This is a genomic window from Dyella psychrodurans, from assembly GCF_003363265.1.
Taxonomy (GTDB): Bacteria; Pseudomonadota; Gammaproteobacteria; order Xanthomonadales; family Rhodanobacteraceae; genus Dyella_B; species Dyella_B psychrodurans.
In genome coordinates, this window is the sequence record NZ_QRBF01000010.1 from 91046 (window position 1) to 108628 (window position 17583).

The following is a 17583-nucleotide window of genomic DNA, read 5'->3' on the forward strand; positions in this document are numbered from 1 at the left end:
GCGTTTTTTATTCCCCTCGCTGCTGCGCTAGAGCTCTTGCCGCGGCTTCACCAGCAATGCCAGAAAGGTCAGCACGGCAGCTGCGGACAAGTAATAACCGACATAGGCAAGCCCGTAGGTTTTCGCCAGCCACGTAGCGAGGTATGGCGCCAGCGAAGCGCCAAAAATACCCGCGAGGTTGAAAGCCAGCGAGGCCCCGGTATAGCGCACGGCCGTGGGAAACATCTGCGCCAGGATCGTACCCAGCGGCCCATACGTGATACCCACGACGCACATGCCAAGCACCATGAACAGCAGACCATGATTGGTCAGCAACGGCGCGTATGCGATGCCGAACGCAAAAATCAACACGGTTGCGATGATCATCGCGTAGCGGCTGCTGCGGCGATCCGCGAGCCAGGCGGAAACCGGAATGAGCGCTGCGAAGAACAACACGCCGACCATCTGCACCAACAGGAACGTCTCCCGCGGATAGCCCAGCTTGGACGTTGCCCAGCTCAGCGCGAACACCGTCATCAGGTAGAAGATGACGAATGTGGCCAAGGCTGCGAAGGTTCCGGCGATCAGCTCACGCGGATGGTGCGTGAAGACGCGCACCATGGGTACTTCAACGCGTTTCTGTTGCGCCATGGCGCGCGCAAACGCCGGCGTTTCCGTCAAGCGCAGGCGCATCCACAAACCCACTACCACGAGCACCGAACTGGCGAGGAATGGAATGCGCCAGCCCCAGGCGAAAAACGCCGCATCGCCCATGCTCTGCGTCAACCACAGAAACAATCCGGTCGCGACGAGGAAGCCGATCGGCGCGCCGAGCTGCGGAAACATGCCGTACCACGCGCGCTTGTTCGCCGGCGCATTTTCAATGGCCAGCAGCACCGCACCACCCCACTCGCCACCCAGGCCCAAGCCTTGCCCCAAACGGCACAGCGCCAACAGCAATGGCGCCGCCAAACCGATATGCGCGTAGGTCGGGAGCATGCCGATGGTGACGGTGGAAAGACCCATGGTCAGCAATGCGGCCACCAGCGTGGCCTTGCGGCCGACGCGGTCGCCGAAATGGCCGAACAACGCGGAACCGATGGGTCTGGCGACAAAGGCTAACGCAAACGTGGCAAATGATTGCAGCGTTGCCGACGCAGTATCGCTCGCCGGAAAAAACAGCTTGGGAAACACCAGCACCGCCGCCGTGGCGTAGATATAGAAATCGAAAAACTCGATGGTGGTGCCGATCAGACTGGCAAACAACACTCGGCCCGGCGAATTGGCCGGAGTGGTTACAGCATCGCGCATGTCGGGCTTTCCTGGGGGCGGAAGGCCGATTCTGCCAGATATTCAGGGATCAAGACCCGCCTGTCGATCCTGCAGGAAACGGCGCACCGCTGCATCGCGCGTCAGGCCGATGGCGATCTCGTACGCGTGATGGGCTCGCGTTTTTTGGCCGGCGCGTGCCAATAAATCGGCGAGTGCGGCCCAATAAGGTTGGTAATCGGTCAACCGCTTGTCGACGGAGAGGTCTTCGAGGATCGCAAGCGCAACCTGCAATCCCTCCAGCTCGGCCACGGCCAACGCACGATTGAGCGCAACGACAGGAGAACCCGTCAAGGCGAGCAGCGCGCCATAGAGTTGTACTTCCGGCGTCCAATCGGTGCGTCCGGAACGGCGCCGCTCGATGTGCGCGGACTGCAACGCCGCTTCCAGCTGATATCGGCCGATATGTTTGAACGCGCTGGCACGTTGCAACAACGCTTCCGCCTCATCGATCGCGGCAGCATCCCACAGGCTGATGTCCTGCTTCGCCAGCGGCACATAGTCGCCCTGCGCATTACGTCGCGCGCTTCGGCGCGCCTGGGCGTACAGCATGCCGGCAAGCAGGCCCATCGCTTCCGGTTCCTGCGGCAGCAATTCGACCAGCAAGCGCGCGAGGAAGATCGCTTCGTCGGCGAGATCGCGCCGAACCAGATCGGCTTCGTCCGGATCGCTCCAGCCCTCCGCGTACGTGGCGTAGACCGCATCGAGCACACCATCCAGCCGCCCGCTCCATGCCTCGCGCTCGGGAATGACGAAAGGAATGCCGGCCTCGCGGATTTTCTGCTTCGCACGGCCCAGTCGCTTGCCCATCGCCTCGGGCGACACCAGAAAAGCCGAAGCGATGGTTTTCGCATCGAGCCCCAGCACGGTCTGCAACATCAAGGGCGCGCGAACAGACGCATCGATAGCCGGGTGAGTACAGGCGAACAGCAAGGCAAGACGGCGATCGGGAAACGCGTCGTCCTCGCCGTCCGCATGCATGCACTCCGCCTGCATATCCGCGATCGCCCGCAACTGTGCAGCGACGGCATCGCCCGTACGATGCCGCCGCGTGCCATCGATACCTTTGCGGCGCGCCACGGTCATCAGCCATGCCTCGGGTTGATCGGGACATCCGTTGGCCGGCCAATCCGCGAGGGCGGCGGCGAAAGCTTCCGACAAGGCATCCTCCGCCGCGGACACGTCGTGCATGTCGGCGGCGAGGTAGGCGAGCAGCTTGCCATAGCTGCGACGAGCCACCGTGCTCGCCGCAGCGCGGGCGGCCGCAGCGTCGCTCACGCTGCGGAGGTCCCTGACATTGCCCATACCGGGCGCACTTCAATGGTGCCGTGGCTGGCACCGGGGCAGCGTGCGGCCCAACCCAGCGCGGCATCGAGATCGGGCGCTTCGATCAGGTAATAGCCGCCAAGCTGTTCCTTGGAGTCGATGTAGGGCCCATCCAGCACCTGCGATTTGCCTTCGACCAGGCGCACGGTCGTTGCCGTGCCCGTATCTTGCAGCCGGTTGGAGCCCACCCACACGCCGGCTTCTTTTAACGCCTGCGTGTAGGCCTGGTACGCCGCCACGCCACGTTGCTGATCGGCCTGCGACATGCGGCTCCAGGCGCCTTCTTCGGAAAAAAGCATGAGTAGATATTGCATCGGAATTCTCCTTGGGTCGGGGCGGGCACCATGCGCCGCCACTCCGATGACGCACGAACTTTCGCGATTTGGACATCCGTTCCGAGAGCATAACCAGTCGTTCCATAGCCGGCATGAGCAGGTTAAAGGCAACCAAATGGTTGCGTTATTGGCAAGTCGGCGCTAATCTGCAACAAGGAGGTTGCACATGAACACATCTACCGATCGCATCGAACGACAGATACACATCAAGGCACCGCGTTCAAAAGTATGGAGCTCACTCGCCGATGCCGAGTCCTTCGGCAACTGGTTCGGCGTGGCGCTCAAGGGAAAACGATTCGTCGCCGGCGAACCCATCGAGGGCAACATCACGTATCCCGGCTACGAGCACGTGGTATGGAAGGTGGTGGTCGAGCGTATCGAACCCGAACGCCTGCTTTCCTTCCGCTGGCATCCGTATGCCGTCGACCCGCATGTCGACTATTCGCACGAACCCACCACGCTGGTCAGTTTCGAACTGGAAGAAACGCGCGACGGCACCCTGCTCCGGTTGGTGGAATCGGGTTTCGACCAGATTCCGACCCATCGGCGTCTTGAAGCATTTCGCATGAACAGCCAGGGTTGGGACGCGCAGATGAAAAACATCGACGCCTATGTCGCCTCGCACTAGCCCGCTTGCGAAAGGTGCTCGGTCGAAGCACTCGGGCTTGCAAAAATCCGCGCCGATCTTTGCCGCGCTGGGCGATGAAACCCGTCTTCGCCTGATCGCCGTGCTCTGCGCCGGCGGTGCGTTGTCCATCGCGCAACTCACCGCCGGCACCGACATCACCCGACAGGCGGTGACAAAGCACTTGCAAGTGCTCGCCGATGCCGGACTGGTGCACGACATCCGGCAAGGACGCGAGCGACTCTGGGAGTTCGAACCCACCCGGCTTGAAGAAGCCCGACGCTCGCTCGACACGATTGCACAGCAATGGGATCAGGCATTGACGCGATTGAAGTCCATGCTGGAGCAATAGGTTCACGCCCTCACGCCCGGCAACCTGCTGCTGCGTGAAAACCGTGATCGAAGAACATTCTCGTTCCCTAGACGGCCCCGTCACATCGAGGTTGTCTTTTCGGAACCCGACAAACCGAAAACCCCTTAATATCCGGCGAAGCTCCAACGCGCGGGCGTCGGTCGAATTGAGGGAACCATGCAACACGTCATGACGAAGGTACGCCCGCTCATCGGCTGGCTTACGGTGACGCTTTTCCTGATTTTCGGAGCGCAGTGGATGTCGAGCCTCGACAACCACGCCCTGGCCTTCGGCCTGTTCCTGTGGCTCTTCCTGGTCATCATCTACGTAGCATTCGGCGTCGTACACGAGGCCGAGACGCTCGCTGAGATGCTCGGCGAACCGCTGGGCACGCTGGTGCTGACACTTTCCATCGTCGTCATTGAGGTGGTGCTTATCTCTGCCGTCATGCTCGGCCCCGAAGGCAGCCCGACGCTGGCCCGCGACACGATGTATTCGGTGCTGATGATCGTGCTCAACGGCGTGGTGGGGTTCGGCCTGCTGTTGGGAGGGTTCAGGCACTACGAGCAGTCCTACAACCTCAAGGGCGCATCCGCGTATCTGTCGGTCATTATCCCGCTCGCGATGATCGCGCTTATTCTTCCGGACTTCACCACGTCCACGCACGACGGCACGCTATCGTCGACGCAAGCGCTGGTGTTCTCGCTCCTGACCATCGCCCTGTACGGCATTTTCCTGTGGCTGCAGACGGGCCGTCATCGCGGCTATTTCGTGGCGAACGATGCGCAGCCGATCGATCCGAAGGAAATGGAGCGCCACCGCCCTGCCCCCATCAGCAAGAAGAAACTTCTGCTTCACTTCGTCCTTCTGCTGGTCAATATTCTTCCGATCGTCATTCTCTCCAAGAGCCTGGCGAAGATCCTCGACTACGACATCGCCGTGATCGGCGCGCCCGCGGCCCTCGGCGGCATCATCATCGCCATTCTGGTGTTTGCGCCGGAAGGCATCTCCGCGCTGATCGCGATTCGCGCCGACAAACTGACGCGCGCGATCAATCTCTGCCTGGGCGCAGCGACATCCACGCTTGGACTTACGGTTCCCGCGGTATTGGCGATCAGTCTGTATACCGGCAAACCCGTGTTGCTGGGCCTGTCGCCTTCAGGGGTTGTGCTGGTGATGGCGACACTTATCCTGAGTTCGATCACCTTCTCCAACTCGCGCACGACGATGCTTGAAGGCGCGGTTCATCTCTCATTGTTTGCGGTGTTCCTGGTGCTGATTTTCAGCCCTTAGCAAAAAGGCTCAAGTCGATCGAGTCGGCCATGGCGCGATATCCCGCGTCGCCTGGATGCAAGTGATCGCCGCTGTCGAACTCAGGCAGAAAGCGATCGGGATGTGCCGGGTCGCGCACCACCTTGTCGAAATCGATCACCGCGTCGAACGCACCCGACGTACGAATCCACGCATTGACCGCCTGGCGCTTCTCTTCACCGGCAGCCGTATGGTACGGCCATCCCGCGCCGCCAAACGGCGTGAGCGTGGCGCCGAAAATCTTGATGCCCTTGGCATGCGCCTTGGAAATCAAGGTCTTCATGCCATCGATGATCTGTTGCGCCGAGACATTGTCTTCGGGCGTCGACGGCTGACCAGACGCGCCGATGTCGTTGATGCCCTCGAGCAATACGATCCAATGCACGCCCGGTTTGTCCAGAGCATCGCGATCGAAACGCGATAGCGCGCTGGGGCCGCCGCCGTCATGCAAGATCCGGTTGCCGCTGATACCGGAGTTGACCACGGCGATGGACGAAAGCTTCGGGTCCGCCTGCAAACGCTCGGCGAACACGTCCGGCCAACGATGATTGGCGTTCGGCGTCGACATGATGCCGTCGGTGATGGAGTCGCCGAACGCCACCACCGCGCGTGCCGACTCGCCCGCATCGACATCGACTTCGGTGAGGAAAAAACGATTTGCCGACACTTCGCTGTTGCCAAGCGTCTCGGCAGACGTCGCATCGCCATTCTCGGTGACATATGCAGTCGCCAAACCGTTGGCATGGATAGTCGAGGGACCTCTGCCCTTCGGCACATACAGACTTATCGCAATGTCCTGCATGGGCGTGACCTGCATGGCGATCGGATCGCTCAGCACACTGCCACCCTCGGCAACAGTCACGGTCTGTTTGCCGTTGAACGTCACCACATGATCGCCGCCGGGCTGGATCGCCGACTCATGCACACGCAAGGCGATGTGCACGGGTCCGATCATGACGGGTCTCTGCCCATACAAATTGGAAAGCCGGATACGCACGGCCGAACCACCGATGCTGGTTCGAATCACTTCACGCACTGTCTGCGCCTTCAATGCCGGTCCGAATGCATCCGGCGCGGCACCCCATGCGGTGACCCAGTGTTCATCCGTGGACGCCGCGCAGGTGCCTACTGACAGCACGCAAAGCAGCACACCGAACACACTTCGCTTCAGCATCGAAGCAGTCATGCATCAATCCTCGTGGCAATCCGACAAAGGTGGCGAACTTCGCGGACGTTAGCCAGCTCAACCGCGAAAGAACAGGTAGATGGCGTTGTAAGGTACACGAACCTCGCCACCCACGTGATTTGCATCGCAACCCGTGGAAGGCGCCACGCCGCCCTCGGTGCGCGTGCGGACGATATATTGAACATCCGCCATCTCGCCGCTGCCACTGTGCGATTTGGCTTGCAGGACGAGCCACGCAATCGCTCCCGCATCGGGCGATGGCGAAGCGCTGACCGGCGCGCCGACGACGATGCTGCCATCGCCGGCCTGCCAGCTGGGACCGGCGAAGTGCTTGGCGATGAAGCGACCCTTTGCATCCTGCAGACTGGCATCGGGAGCTTTCAGGCTCCACGCATAAGCACCGTTGGACGCCTTGCAGGTATAGATCTGCACGCCCTTGCCCACGGCTTCGATCGCAGCGGGCTTCGCTGCGGGCCCCTGCGCGTGGGCAACCGACGCAAAAGCCACGAGCACAAAAACGGCACTTGCCAACATGTTCCGCATGACATTCTCCTGTTTGCCGGCACCGGCGATGATGGGTGCGCGCTATCTTACCGATGAAATATGAAGCATTCCGTGGCGTCCCGGACCTCGGCTCTGCGACCGGTTTCAAGCGCCAGCTATTGCCCGGACAGGCTCTTTTACATGGCATGCACAGACGGACACCGCATGATTCGAGTCCTGCGCTTCAGCTGCATGAACCAATCCCTACACTGTGCGCTGCCTTGAATAAACCTACACACGATTTGTCATAGACTCGGGCCACGGCGATAGGTGGTGGCATGCCAGATGTTGTGGCCAACGCCTCGGTCGCCAACGGGACATCCATTCTCGCAAGCATTCGCGGCTGGCCCGATGCATGCGCCAACCGTTTCAAATTGAGGAGGGTAAGTTGATGACTCGCACCTCTCGAATTCCGTTGTACAGACAACTCGCCATGGCGGCTTTTGCAATTGCTGCCGTCGCGCCTTCGTTCCCGGTACAGGCGCAGTACTATCGCCCCGGCCACGATTATCGCCGCCCACCTCCGCCTCCGCCCCGTTATCACGACCGCCGTCGCGGCGGCGGCGATGGCGGCGCACTCGTTGCCGGAGCATTGCTTGGGGTCGTAGCCGGAGCCGTCATCGCCAACTCGGCGGCCAACGCGGCACAACCGCCGCCGGGCGTCGTCTACACCGCGGCACCGCCGCCACCGCCGCCGGGCGTGGTGTATTACGACGATAACAATCCGCCGCCGCCCAACGGGTATTGAACGTCGCCTCGCGTCCCTCACGGACCGTCATCGAATTGCAGTCATGAATTGGAGCCACCCATCATGAAAAACACTATTCGCAAGACTGCCGTACCCGTCGTGTTGTCGTTGGCCATGTTCGCGGGTGCGGTGTTCGCGCAAGAGGGATCCACCGCACCGGCGTCGGCGTCATCCGCTGCGGCACCTGCCGCCAAGACCCATGCGGAGCGCCGTGCCGATGCCGTCGAACAGCGCATCAACGATATGCATACGCAGTTGAAGATCACCGATGCACAGTCCACGCAATGGAACGCTTACGCACAAACCATGCGCGACAATGCCACCAAGGCGGCCAGTGCCTTTCACGACCGCTCGCAGAAGATGTCGACGATGAATGCCGACGACGTCATGAAGTCCTACGCGGAACTTGCCCAGATGCACGCCGATGACATGCAGAAACTGTCGTCGGCATGGAGTGCGTTGTACGCCGCACTGTCTCCGGATCAGAAGCAGATTGCCGACGACATGTTCCATAACCGGGCAGCACACCCGCATTCGATGCCACGCAAGCACGCCGCAAAGCCTGCCAGCGCATCCTCTTCGGCGACAACTTCGGGTACGTGATCTTCCGCCTTCGGGCATCGTCGACAACACAAGGAGGCCAGAAGCAACCGGCGCTTGCCCGGCTCCGCTTCTGGCCTCTTCGCTTTAGGACGGAAAATCGGGACGCTTGTCCTGTTTATGGGCGATGATGACAGTGCAAAATCCAGTCACGCGACTGCATTAGAACCAGAGGCCACCACGGGAGGGCGAGCATGGCGACCGAAGGCAATGTCTTGCTTGCCGATGGCAGGGTCATGACATTTGCCGAGTTCGGTGCGCCGGAAGGCCACCCGGTTCTCTACTTCCACGGCACGCCATCGTCGCGGCTGGAACCGCTGCTGATCGGGGATGCCGAGTTTTCAAGGCTCGGCCTGCGCATCATCGCGCCCGACAGGCCGGGCATGGGCCGATCGAGTTTCCAGCGACATCGCAGTTTTTCCGATTGGCCGATCGACGTCGCCGCACTCGCCGATGCACTGGGTATCGGCAAGTTTTCGGTGCTGGGAAACTCGGGCGGAGGCATCTATGCGGTTGCCTGCGCAGCCAGGATTCCCGAACGGCTGCACAGCGTCGCCATCGTTTCCGGCGCATGGCGCATGGACGATCCCCGCACGCTTGCCGCGATGCCCTTCGTGAATCGACTGACCTGGACGCTCGCCAGACGGGCACCGCTGCTGCTGTCCCTATGGCTAAGAAGCGTCGGCACCGGCGTCAACGGCGACCTTTCCCAGCTGAAACGCCACTTGCCGCCGGCCGATTACGAGGCCTTCGAAAGCCCGGGACGGTATGAAGCATTCGGCTACGCCTTGCGCGAGTCCCTGCGGCAAGGCACGAAAGGACCTGCATGGGACATGCGCATGTATGTGCATCCCCTGGGAATCCGACTGCAGGACATCCAGATGTCTCTGCATGTCTTCCATGGCGCGAAGGACGTCAACGTCCCCATTGCCCTGATACGCGAAGCGCTGACCAGCCTGCCAACGGCCCTGCTCACCGTCTACCCGCGCGATGCGCATCTTTCGACCTTGTGCAATCACTTCGACGCGATTGCCCGCACTCTTGTCGAGGGATAGCCACCTCATGGACGCATTGTCTTTCGGCGCGACCCAGCGCTAAGCTGGCCTCGCCCGGTTCCCCATCACACCTGCCGGGCGTACCGACATCGACATCATGCACTGCACTGGGAGGAAGAATCATGGCTTTCTCTGCACGTGTTTCTCGTGACGTGATCGCACAGATCAACGTGACGCCGCTTGTTGACGTACTGCTGGTGCTGCTGATCATTTTCATGATCACCTCACCGATCGTTACGCACAAAACGACGATGGATCTTCCGCAGTCCTCGTCGACGCCGATGCCCGACCCGCCGAAACCGATCCATCTTTCCATTCACCAGGACGGCGAGATGTATTGGAACGACACACCGATCAACCAGAACCAGCTGAGCGTGCAACTGAGCGTTGCCGCGGCACAAGCCACGCAGCCGGCGCTGCAGATCGATGCCGCGGATGGTGTCGCCTATGATGCTGTCGCACGCGTACTGGCGAAGGCGAAAGCACAGGGTCTCGCCCGAATCGACATGCTTGGCGAGTAGAGCGTCGCGTCACCATCGGAGGGCGCCACCCGTGTGGCGCCCTTTTCTTGCCACATCGTGTCCTCGTGCCATCTCGACAATACGCCGCTGCGGACAGCGTGACCGTGGACGGTCGATCGTATAATCACCTTATGCAAGAACATTCCCATACCCTGGCTTCCGCGCTATCGGCCGACGTGCAGCGCGACGGTTTTTCGTTCGTCACCGCCGATACCATGCGACCGCTGCTGCAATCCTCCGGCGACCTTTCCGACTGGCCCGCCTTTTCAGACAGCTGGAACCGACTTGGGCCTGATCCCTATCTCGCCGCCAAAGGGCGTTTCCGACGCCGCCGGCACGCCACGTTCACCGCCGCGGCAGACGGCGCCATCGCGCTTGCGCCGCATCAACCGCACTACCAGGCTCTGCAGTACAACGCACTGCAAGGCGACATCCAGCGCTGGTTCGACCCCATCGAGCCATCCGTGGCGAATGGCGCCAGCCTGCAAACCATCCTGACCTTCTGCCATACCTTTTTCGGATCGCTGGCGCCTTCCGTCGCGCAATGGCACGTGGAAGTGCACCAGTTCCGCATCGAAGCGAACAAAGATGCGGCAGGCGAACCCACGCCGGAAGGCAGTCATCGCGATGGCGTGGATTTCGTGCTCGTACTGCTGATCGACAGGCACAACATCGCCAGCGGCACGACCACCATCCACACGCCGGATGGAAAACTCCTGGGCGATTTCACCCTCACCCATCCGCTCGATGCGGCGCTCATTCACGATCCGCGCGTGTTCCATGGCGTGACGTCCGTGACGCCGCTGGTTTCCACGGAACCCGCACATCGCGACGTGCTGGTGGTGACGTTTCGGGCAAAACCCTGATACGGCTTCGACCGTTACCGCTTTGTTGCCGCAGACTGGCGACTGGCCTTCCACGCAGCCAATCGTTCCTGGATGTAACTGTCGTAGTCGTAGCCTGTTTCGAGCTTGGGCTGCGGGCGATGCGTGCCTAGCTCGGCATCCGGCACCGGCAGGCGCGACACCAGGTCGGCATACACTTCCTGCAGATGCGAAGGACGATTCGCCGCGGGATTCGTGCCCGTCGATGCCGGCACCGTCACGCCGGCCAACGGGTCGTCGGTACGCGGCGTCGCGAGGCTGAGCGCGGCGCCGACATCGGGGGCCGCCGCGTCGCGCGCGGTCAGCGCAGGCACATTCCAGCGCTGCTGAATCGTCTTGAGAATCGAGGTGTGATCGAACGGCATGCTACCCGCCGGCACGCGGAACACCGTTCCGGCAGGAATCAGCGGCGATATCAGCAACGTGGGAACACGCGGACCGAAACGCTTGAAGTCGAATCCGTACTCGCCTGCGGACGCATCCGGTGGCACCGCATGGGTGGGTGGCGGCACATGGTCGTAGCAACCGCCGTGCTCGTCATAGGTGACGATCAGCAATGTCTGGTTCCACAACGGACTGTTGCGCAGCGCGTAGTAAACATCGTGGATGAACTGCTCGCCCAGCGCCACGTCGTAATTGGGATGCTGGCTGTTGCCCTTCGAGCCCCAGCTCGGCTCGAGAAACGTATAGTTGGGCAATGTGCCGTTCGCCGCGGCCGCCTGGAAATCGGTGAACTTTCCGAAGTAGCTGTCCGCGAGACTGGAGATGTCGGTGAAGGTCATGCGTGTCAGCGGATCGGCGTCGTAGCCATAAATCGCCCAGCTGACGTTCTGCTTCGTCAGCGACGCATAAATGGTGGGCGCGGTGAACGTCTTGGTCTTGTCGTCCATGTGACCCTGCGACGTGGCCGCGTGCACGAAGGCGCGATTGGGCAGCGTTTCCGTCGGTGCCGATCCGTACCAGTAGTCGCACACCGCAAAGCCGCGCGCCAGGGCGGACATCACCGGCAAGGTCGCCGGCGTATGCATGCCCATGATGTCGTTGGCGACCGTGCCGGCAAGAATCGATTCGTTCTCCTTGCCTTCCCAGCCCAGCGTGTAGGCAAAGTTGGCGATGAATCCCTTGTTCGTGGCAACCGGCGGCGTCGGAGCCGTGTTGCTGCCGAACAGTTGCGAATTGGTCGCGGTGTAGCCCTCGCCCGGGTCGGCGCCCGGCATGAAATACGTGCTGGTGGTACCGGGCTGGATCTTGAATACCGTAACGGAATCGCCGCCGCTGGAACTGGGGTTCGATTCGGTGCCCGTCAAACCTTCGAATGCCTGCCCCGCGGGCGAAACGTTGCCCGCATCGGCATAAAGAAAACCGAGCATGTGATCGAACGAGCGGTTCTCCAGCATCAGCACGACGATGTGATTGATGGCCGACAGCGAATGACTTGTGGTGGACATGTCCGGCTACCCTGCGTTTGCGAAGATCGGAGTGCTATTTCGCCACGACGAACGTGGTGGTTTCATCAACGTCGTTGCAGAACCACAACCTAGCCGGTCACTGTGACAGTTTCAGCAACGCATGCGCGTTGGGCGCTCCTCATGCGGTTTCCAGGTAAGGCGTCAGGATCTCCGCCAACCAATCCATGAAAACCTGTACGCGCGCGGAGACATTGCGCCGCTGCGCGTAGAGCAGCGACACCGGCATCGGCTCGGCCCGGTATTGCGGCAGCACTTCGACCAGCTCGCCATGCTCGATGAGCTGCAATACGCCCGGCTGCGGCGTTTGAATGATGCCTAATCCGGCAAGACAGCCTGTTTCGTAAGCCTCAATGCTATTGACGGTAAACACGCCTCCCATCGGTACATACCGACATACGGCGCCATCGAGATATTCAAAACCCGGCGGTCGTTGGCCGAGTGTCGATACGTAATGAATCATCTTGTGATTGACCAGGTCGCTTAACTCGCGAGGCGTGCCGTGTGCCTCCAGATAGTCAGGACTGGCGCAATTGACGATTTGAAATTGCCCAAGCGGCCGCGCCACCAAGTTGGAGTCTTCCAGCGTACCCACGCGCACCACGCAATCGAAGCCTTCGCCGACCACGTCCACGCGGCGGTCCGTGCAGCTCAGCTCCACTTCGATGTGCGGATGTTCGCGCAGAAACTCCGGCAATCGCGGAATGACCTGGGAACGCGCAACGCGACTGTTCATGTCCACACGCAAACGTCCCCGCAAGGACTGCGGTGCGCGCTGGAACATGGCGTCGAGTTCGTCCAGATCGGCCAGCAGCGTCTTGCAGCGTTCGTAGAAACGCTCTCCGTCCTGGGTCATCTGCACCTTGCGGGTGGTTCGGTGCAGCAGCTGTGTTCCCAGCTCCGCTTCCAACTGCTGCACAGCCGTGGAAGCGCTCGCCTTGGGCAGGCCCAGACTGTCGGCCGCCTTGGTAAAGCTGGCCATTTCGGCTACCCGCGCGTAGACATGCATGGCATCGATCCGATTCATGAATCTCCCCGCTGGCCCGATCATTGTTCATGATTTACGAACACACATCTCATGATCCGCCGATTTATGCGATCCGTATAGATCAATATGCTGACCAGGTTGGTTTCATCCACTTAGACGGAGACACCCCATGAGCACGCAGACTCCCATCGCCCTGATCACAGGCGGCAGCCGTGGCCTCGGCAAAAGCATGGCCCTGAAACTGGCCGAACAAGGCACCGACGTGGTGCTGACCTACCGCTCCAACCAGGCCGAGGCCCGGGCGGTGGTCGCGGCCATCGAAAAGCTCGGCCGCCGCGCGGCCGCCCTGCAGCTGGACGTGGGCAAGGCAGCGACCTTCAAGGCGTTCGCCGGGCAGTTGCGCCAAACGCTGCAGCAGCACTGGCAGCGCGATAGCTTCGACTATCTCGTCAATAACGCCGGCATCGGCATACATGCGAGTTTCGCCGAGACCACCGAGGCGCAGTTCGACGAACTCGTGAACATTCACTTCAAGGGAGCATTCTTCCTGACGCAGACCTTGCTCCCGTTGATCGCCGACGGCGGCCGCATCGTGAACGTATCTACCGGACTGGCGCGCTTTGCCCTGCCCGGCTATGCGGCCTACGCATCGATGAAAGGCGCCATCGAAGTACTCACACGCTATCTCGCCAAGGAATTGGGTGCGCGCGGCATTGCCGTCAACACGCTGGCGCCGGGCGCGATCGAAACCGATTTCGGCGGTGGCCTCGTGCGCGACAACGCCGACGTGAACGCTTACATCGCCTCGCAGACCGCGCTTGGCCGTGTCGGCAAGCCTGACGACATCGGCGGTGCGGTGGCATCGTTGCTGTCGAAGGAAAGCCGCTGGATCAACGGCCAGCGCATCGAAGCGTCCGGCGGCATGTTCATCTGAACGTCATCGCCGTGACATCGACGTCTGCGCAACACAAGCGGTTGCGCAGACGTTGTCATATCTAGTAACCCATTCGCAGCCCGCTTCAATCGGTGTACCTTGAGTGTCTTGCTGAAACCATCTTTCTGGAGAACCAGCCGTGGTCAGCTACACCCCCGCCCATTCCGCGCCCAGCCGCGAGCAGGCATTGCACGCCCTGTATGAGGCTGCGGAACTCGAACACTGCCTGATGTGCACCTATCTCTACGCGGCGTTCTCGTTGAAGTCGTCGGTGGAAGAAGGACTGACACCGGAGCAACTGGAGGCGGTCACGCGCTGGCGCCGTCTCATCATGCAGATCGCAACGGAAGAGATGGGGCATCTCACGGCGGTGTGGAACATCACGGTCGCGCTGGGCGGTGCGCCGCGCGTCGGACGCTCGAACTTTCCGCTCGATCCGGGATACCTTCCGGCGGGCGTCGTGGTGAAGTTGGCGCCGTTCAACATGGCGACGTTGCAGCATTTCATTTATCTGGAACGACCTGCCGACTCCGACGAACCCGACGGCGCGGGCTTCGAGCCCGAGCGCCACTTTGTCCGCGGCGCCGATGGTCCGCGTCTTACGCCTCACGGTTTGAACTACGACACGGTCGGCGATTTCTACCAACTGCTCGGCGTCGGTTTGCGAAGATTGGTCGAAACGCACGGAGAAGCCGGCGCCTTGTGCGGGAACCCCGGCTTGCAGGTATGCGAAACCGAAGTCGTGCTTGGTGGTGCCAAGCGCGTCATCTGCCTGAAGACCGCACTCGCCGCTTTCAACGCTATCATTTTGCAAGGCGAAGGCGCGCAGCACAGCGTCGAAGGTTCGCACTACCAGAAATTCGCGTCGATCCGTTCGGAATATCAGGCCATGCTGGCTGCCGATCCTTCTTTCGCGCCGGCTTTTCCAGCCGCGACGAATCCGGTGCTGCGCCGTCCGCCACGACCGGAAGGCCGTGTGTGGATTGAAGATCCCAGGGCCATCGCCACGGTCGATCTGGCCAACAGCGCTTATGGATTGATGCAACGATTGCTTGCGTACACCTACGCGGTAACGACGAAGGACCCGGACAAATCCGTGTCGCTGGATCTGGCCATCGGCCTGATGCACGCGCTGGTTCCCTTGGCGGAACGCGCTGCGCGATTGCCGGCCGGTCCGTCGAATCCCTCGTGTCACGCTGGCGTATCGTTCATCACGCTGCGCGACACCGCTGCCTTGCCGCCCGGCCCGGCCGCGCGCCGGTTCTTCATCGAACGCATCGAACAGTTGGCCGACGCGGCAGTACGCATGCAGGAACCCGAAGACGCACGCACGGTTGCAGCCGCGACGATCTTTGCAAAGCTTTTGCAAACCGCGAAGCAGGGATTCGATCTTTCGCGCCCTCCGCCGTCCCCTGTGCTGGGAACGTTCGCGCCTCCCGCACCGATTGCCGTTCAACCGCCGGCGCCAACCTCCACGCAAGATGGCATCGAAGAAGTCGACGGCGAAAAAATCACGCTGCTGTTCGATGCGAAGCGATGCATCCACGCACGCTTCTGCGTGACAGGCGCGCCGAACGTTTTTCTCGCGAATGTGCAGGGGCCATGGATTCACCCCGATGCGATGGACGTGGAACGGCTCGCCGATATCGCGCACGCCTGCCCTTCCGGCGCCATTCGCTACAAACGGCGCGACGGTCGTCCTGATGAATCGGCGCCGCCCGTCAACCTCGTCTCCACACGCGAAGCGGGGCCTTACGGATTTCGCGGCGACTTGCGCCTCAACGGCGCATCGGCAGGCTTCCGCGCAACCTTGTGCCGCTGCGGTGCCTCGAAGAACAAACCTTTCTGCGACGGCTCGCACCACGACATAGGCTTCAACGCCACCGGCGAACCACTCACATCAGCATCGCCCGAAACCTTGGACACGCGCGACGGCCCGCTGCAGATCGATCCGCAGACCAACGGGCCATTGAGAGTGCGCGGCAACCTGGAAATCACCAGCGGAACAGGCCGCATGGTCACACGTGTCACCAGCACCCTTCTGTGCCGCTGTGGACATAGCAAGACCAAGCCGTTCTGCGACGGCAGCCACGCGATAGTCGGATTTATTGCAGATTGAATACTGCAACGTGCGCAAGGAGCGAGGCAGTCAGTACGGCTGCCTCGCTCTTGGCAAGGTTGCTCAGCGCATGATGCCGGTGTGGCCCAGCGAATAGCGGCCCGGCTGCGGCCATACGGCGAGACCGTGCGGCTCCATGCCGACCTTGATGATCTTCACCTTGCCGGTCGCCGTGTCGAAGGCATACACGACGTCGTCGAAGCGACCCGACAGCCACAACCACTTGCCGTCGGCCGTGACGTTACCCATGTCGGGACTGCCGCCGCCCGGAATCGGCCAGTTGGCGACGACCTTGCGCGTGGCGAAATCAATCACCGAAACGCTGCCCGGACCGTTGCGCGGGCCGTGCACCTTGTTGGAACCACGATTGGCCACGTAGAGCTTGGTCGCGTCGCGGCTGGGGTACATACCATGCGTGCCGATGCCGGTCTTGATGAAGCCGATCTGCTTGAAGCTGTCGCCATCGACCAGGTACACGCCGTTGGCCATCATGTCGGCGACGTAGAACACCTTGCCGTCCGGCGACACGCGAATGTCCTGCGGCATGCCGCCCTTGTGCAGTTCCAGATAGCCCACGACTTTCTGGTTCACCATGTCGATCTTGGCAACCTTGCCGCCGAATTCGCAGGTGAAGATCGCGTACTTGCCGTCGATCGAGAAATCGGCGTGATTGATGCCCTTGCATTCGGGCACCTGTAGCGCCGACTTCAGCGCCATGGTGTGCGCATCGCGGAAATCCAGGCGCGCATGCGCCTCGGCCACCACGATGGCTTCCTTGCCGTTCGGCGTGAAGTACATGTTGTACGGATCGTCGACCATCACTTCCTTGCCCGGCTTGCCGGTCTTCGGATCGATCGGAGTCAGGCTGCCGTCGTTGTGGCCTTCGGCGTTATTGGTGACCCACAGCGTCTGCAGATCCCACGACGGCACCACGTGCTGCGGGCTGCGGCCTACCGGAAATTTGCCCACGACCTGGAAGGTGGTCGGATCGATGACGTAGACGTCGTTCGAACGCAGGTTGGGAACATAGATGCGCTGCAGCGCGCCGGCGACGGCCGGGCTGAAGTTGTTGTAGCCGGCATTGCTGTACATGTTGCCGGGGTTCGTGACCGGCGGCATGCCGGGAACGGTCGTTACCGTTTGCGCTACCGCAGCGGTGGTGACGCACACGCCGATCAGGGCAGCGCCGATGTGCGAAGCAAGACGTCCAAAACGTTCGAATTTCACAGCTAATTCCTGTATCAGAGACAAGACAACAAAACGAGTTATGTCCGCGACGACG

At 61.4% G+C, this 17583-nt stretch carries 18 protein-coding genes; 10 read left to right on the forward strand and 8 right to left on the reverse strand.

The genetic code is table 11. From position 1 onward, the window contains the following. Positions 1-27: 27 nt before the first annotated feature. The 3 genes from DWU99_RS19720 to DWU99_RS19730 are packed head-to-tail and all read right to left on the reverse strand — an operon-like array spanning position 28 to position 2948. Positions 28-1290: an MFS transporter gene (locus DWU99_RS19720; protein ID WP_115479802.1), complete on the reverse strand. Its 1263-nt coding sequence runs from the start codon at positions 1288-1290 to the stop codon at positions 28-30. A 42-nt stretch (positions 1291-1332) separates the two neighbouring features. After that, on the reverse strand, positions 1333-2586 hold the full coding sequence (locus DWU99_RS19725; protein ID WP_199535876.1) for an RNA polymerase sigma factor: 1254 nt from the start codon (positions 2584-2586) through the stop codon (positions 1333-1335). Further along, positions 2583-2948 carry a YciI family protein gene (locus DWU99_RS19730; protein ID WP_115479804.1) on the reverse strand — a complete coding sequence of 122 codons (366 nt, stop codon included), beginning with the start codon at positions 2946-2948 and terminating at the stop codon, positions 2583-2585. Before DWU99_RS19730 ends, DWU99_RS19725 begins: the two co-directional genes overlap by 4 nt. Before the next feature lie 187 nt (positions 2949-3135). Here DWU99_RS19730 and DWU99_RS19735 point away from each other — a divergent pair, with 187 nt between their 5' ends. The 3 genes from DWU99_RS19735 to DWU99_RS19745 all read left to right on the forward strand — a co-directional run bounded on the left by DWU99_RS19735 (position 3136) and on the right by DWU99_RS19745 (position 5239). Next, positions 3136-3597 carry an SRPBCC family protein gene (locus DWU99_RS19735; protein ID WP_115479805.1) on the forward strand — a complete coding sequence of 154 codons (462 nt, stop codon included), beginning with the start codon at positions 3136-3138 and terminating at the stop codon, positions 3595-3597. Positions 3598-3634: 37 nt separating this feature from the next. Next, a complete protein-coding gene (locus DWU99_RS19740) occupies positions 3635-3946 on the forward strand; it encodes an ArsR/SmtB family transcription factor (protein ID WP_233511228.1) in 312 nt (103 codons plus the stop codon). 189 nt (positions 3947-4135) lie between these two features. Further along, positions 4136-5239 carry a calcium:cation antiporter gene (locus tag DWU99_RS19745; protein WP_115479848.1) on the forward strand — a complete coding sequence of 368 codons (1104 nt, stop codon included), beginning with the start codon at positions 4136-4138 and terminating at the stop codon, positions 5237-5239. Here DWU99_RS19745 and DWU99_RS19750 read toward each other — a convergent pair. Both DWU99_RS19750 and DWU99_RS19755 read right to left on the reverse strand, forming a co-directional pair. Continuing rightward, positions 5229-6443, reverse strand: a complete 1215-nt coding sequence (locus tag DWU99_RS19750) for an SGNH/GDSL hydrolase family protein (protein WP_115479807.1) — start codon at positions 6441-6443, stop codon at positions 5229-5231. The two genes, DWU99_RS19745 and DWU99_RS19750, sit on opposite strands and share 11 nt — an antisense overlap. 57 nt (positions 6444-6500) lie before the next feature. Continuing rightward, entirely contained in the window at positions 6501-6986 is a 486-nt protein-coding gene (locus DWU99_RS19755) for a DUF3455 domain-containing protein (protein ID WP_115479808.1), read from the reverse strand. 391 nt (positions 6987-7377) lie between these two features. Here DWU99_RS19755 and DWU99_RS19760 point away from each other — a divergent pair, with 391 nt between their 5' ends. From DWU99_RS19760 to DWU99_RS19780, 5 genes are all read left to right on the forward strand, one after another. Continuing rightward, on the forward strand, positions 7378-7734 hold the full coding sequence (locus tag DWU99_RS19760) for a hypothetical protein (RefSeq protein ID WP_147292981.1): 357 nt from the start codon (positions 7378-7380) through the stop codon (positions 7732-7734). 63 nt (positions 7735-7797) lie between these two features. Next, positions 7798-8337, forward strand: a complete 540-nt coding sequence (locus DWU99_RS19765) for a Spy/CpxP family protein refolding chaperone (RefSeq protein ID WP_115479810.1) — start codon at positions 7798-7800, stop codon at positions 8335-8337. A 191-nt stretch (positions 8338-8528) separates the two neighbouring features. Then, complete coding sequence (locus DWU99_RS19770; RefSeq protein ID WP_115479811.1) at positions 8529-9389, forward strand: alpha/beta fold hydrolase; 861 nt, start codon at positions 8529-8531, stop codon at positions 9387-9389. A gap of 122 nt (positions 9390-9511) precedes the next feature. After that, the gene (locus DWU99_RS19775) at positions 9512-9910 is read left to right on the forward strand and encodes an ExbD/TolR family protein (protein WP_115479812.1); all 399 of its coding nucleotides are present in this window, start codon (positions 9512-9514) and stop codon (positions 9908-9910) included. Positions 9911-10041: 131 nt separating this feature from the next. Next, positions 10042-10776 (forward strand): 2OG-Fe dioxygenase family protein, encoded by a 735-nt coding sequence (locus DWU99_RS19780; RefSeq protein WP_115479813.1) that lies wholly within the window; start codon positions 10042-10044, stop codon positions 10774-10776. Between the two features lie 14 nt (positions 10777-10790). On the opposite strand, the gene DWU99_RS19785 is transcribed toward DWU99_RS19780, so the two are convergent. Beyond that, complete coding sequence (locus DWU99_RS19785) at positions 10791-12242, reverse strand: alkaline phosphatase family protein (protein WP_115479814.1); 1452 nt, start codon at positions 12240-12242, stop codon at positions 10791-10793. Between the two features lie 139 nt (positions 12243-12381). Then, the gene (locus tag DWU99_RS19790; RefSeq protein WP_115479815.1) at positions 12382-13287 is read right to left on the reverse strand and encodes a LysR family transcriptional regulator; all 906 of its coding nucleotides are present in this window, start codon (positions 13285-13287) and stop codon (positions 12382-12384) included. Between the two features lie 130 nt (positions 13288-13417). Between DWU99_RS19790 and DWU99_RS19795 the strand changes: the two genes are divergently transcribed. Together DWU99_RS19795 and DWU99_RS19800 are read left to right on the forward strand one after the other, a co-directional pair. Next, positions 13418-14182: an SDR family NAD(P)-dependent oxidoreductase gene (locus DWU99_RS19795; protein WP_115479816.1), complete on the forward strand. Its 765-nt coding sequence runs from the start codon at positions 13418-13420 to the stop codon at positions 14180-14182. Positions 14183-14321: 139 nt separating this feature from the next. Further along, a complete protein-coding gene (locus tag DWU99_RS19800) occupies positions 14322-16301 on the forward strand; it encodes a ferritin-like domain-containing protein (RefSeq protein ID WP_115479817.1) in 1980 nt (659 codons plus the stop codon). Between the two features lie 63 nt (positions 16302-16364). Here DWU99_RS19800 and DWU99_RS19805 read toward each other — a convergent pair whose 3' ends face one another. Next, positions 16365-17528 carry a YncE family protein gene (locus DWU99_RS19805; protein WP_233511229.1) on the reverse strand — a complete coding sequence of 388 codons (1164 nt, stop codon included), beginning with the start codon at positions 17526-17528 and terminating at the stop codon, positions 16365-16367. Positions 17529-17583: the final 55 nt, after the last annotated feature.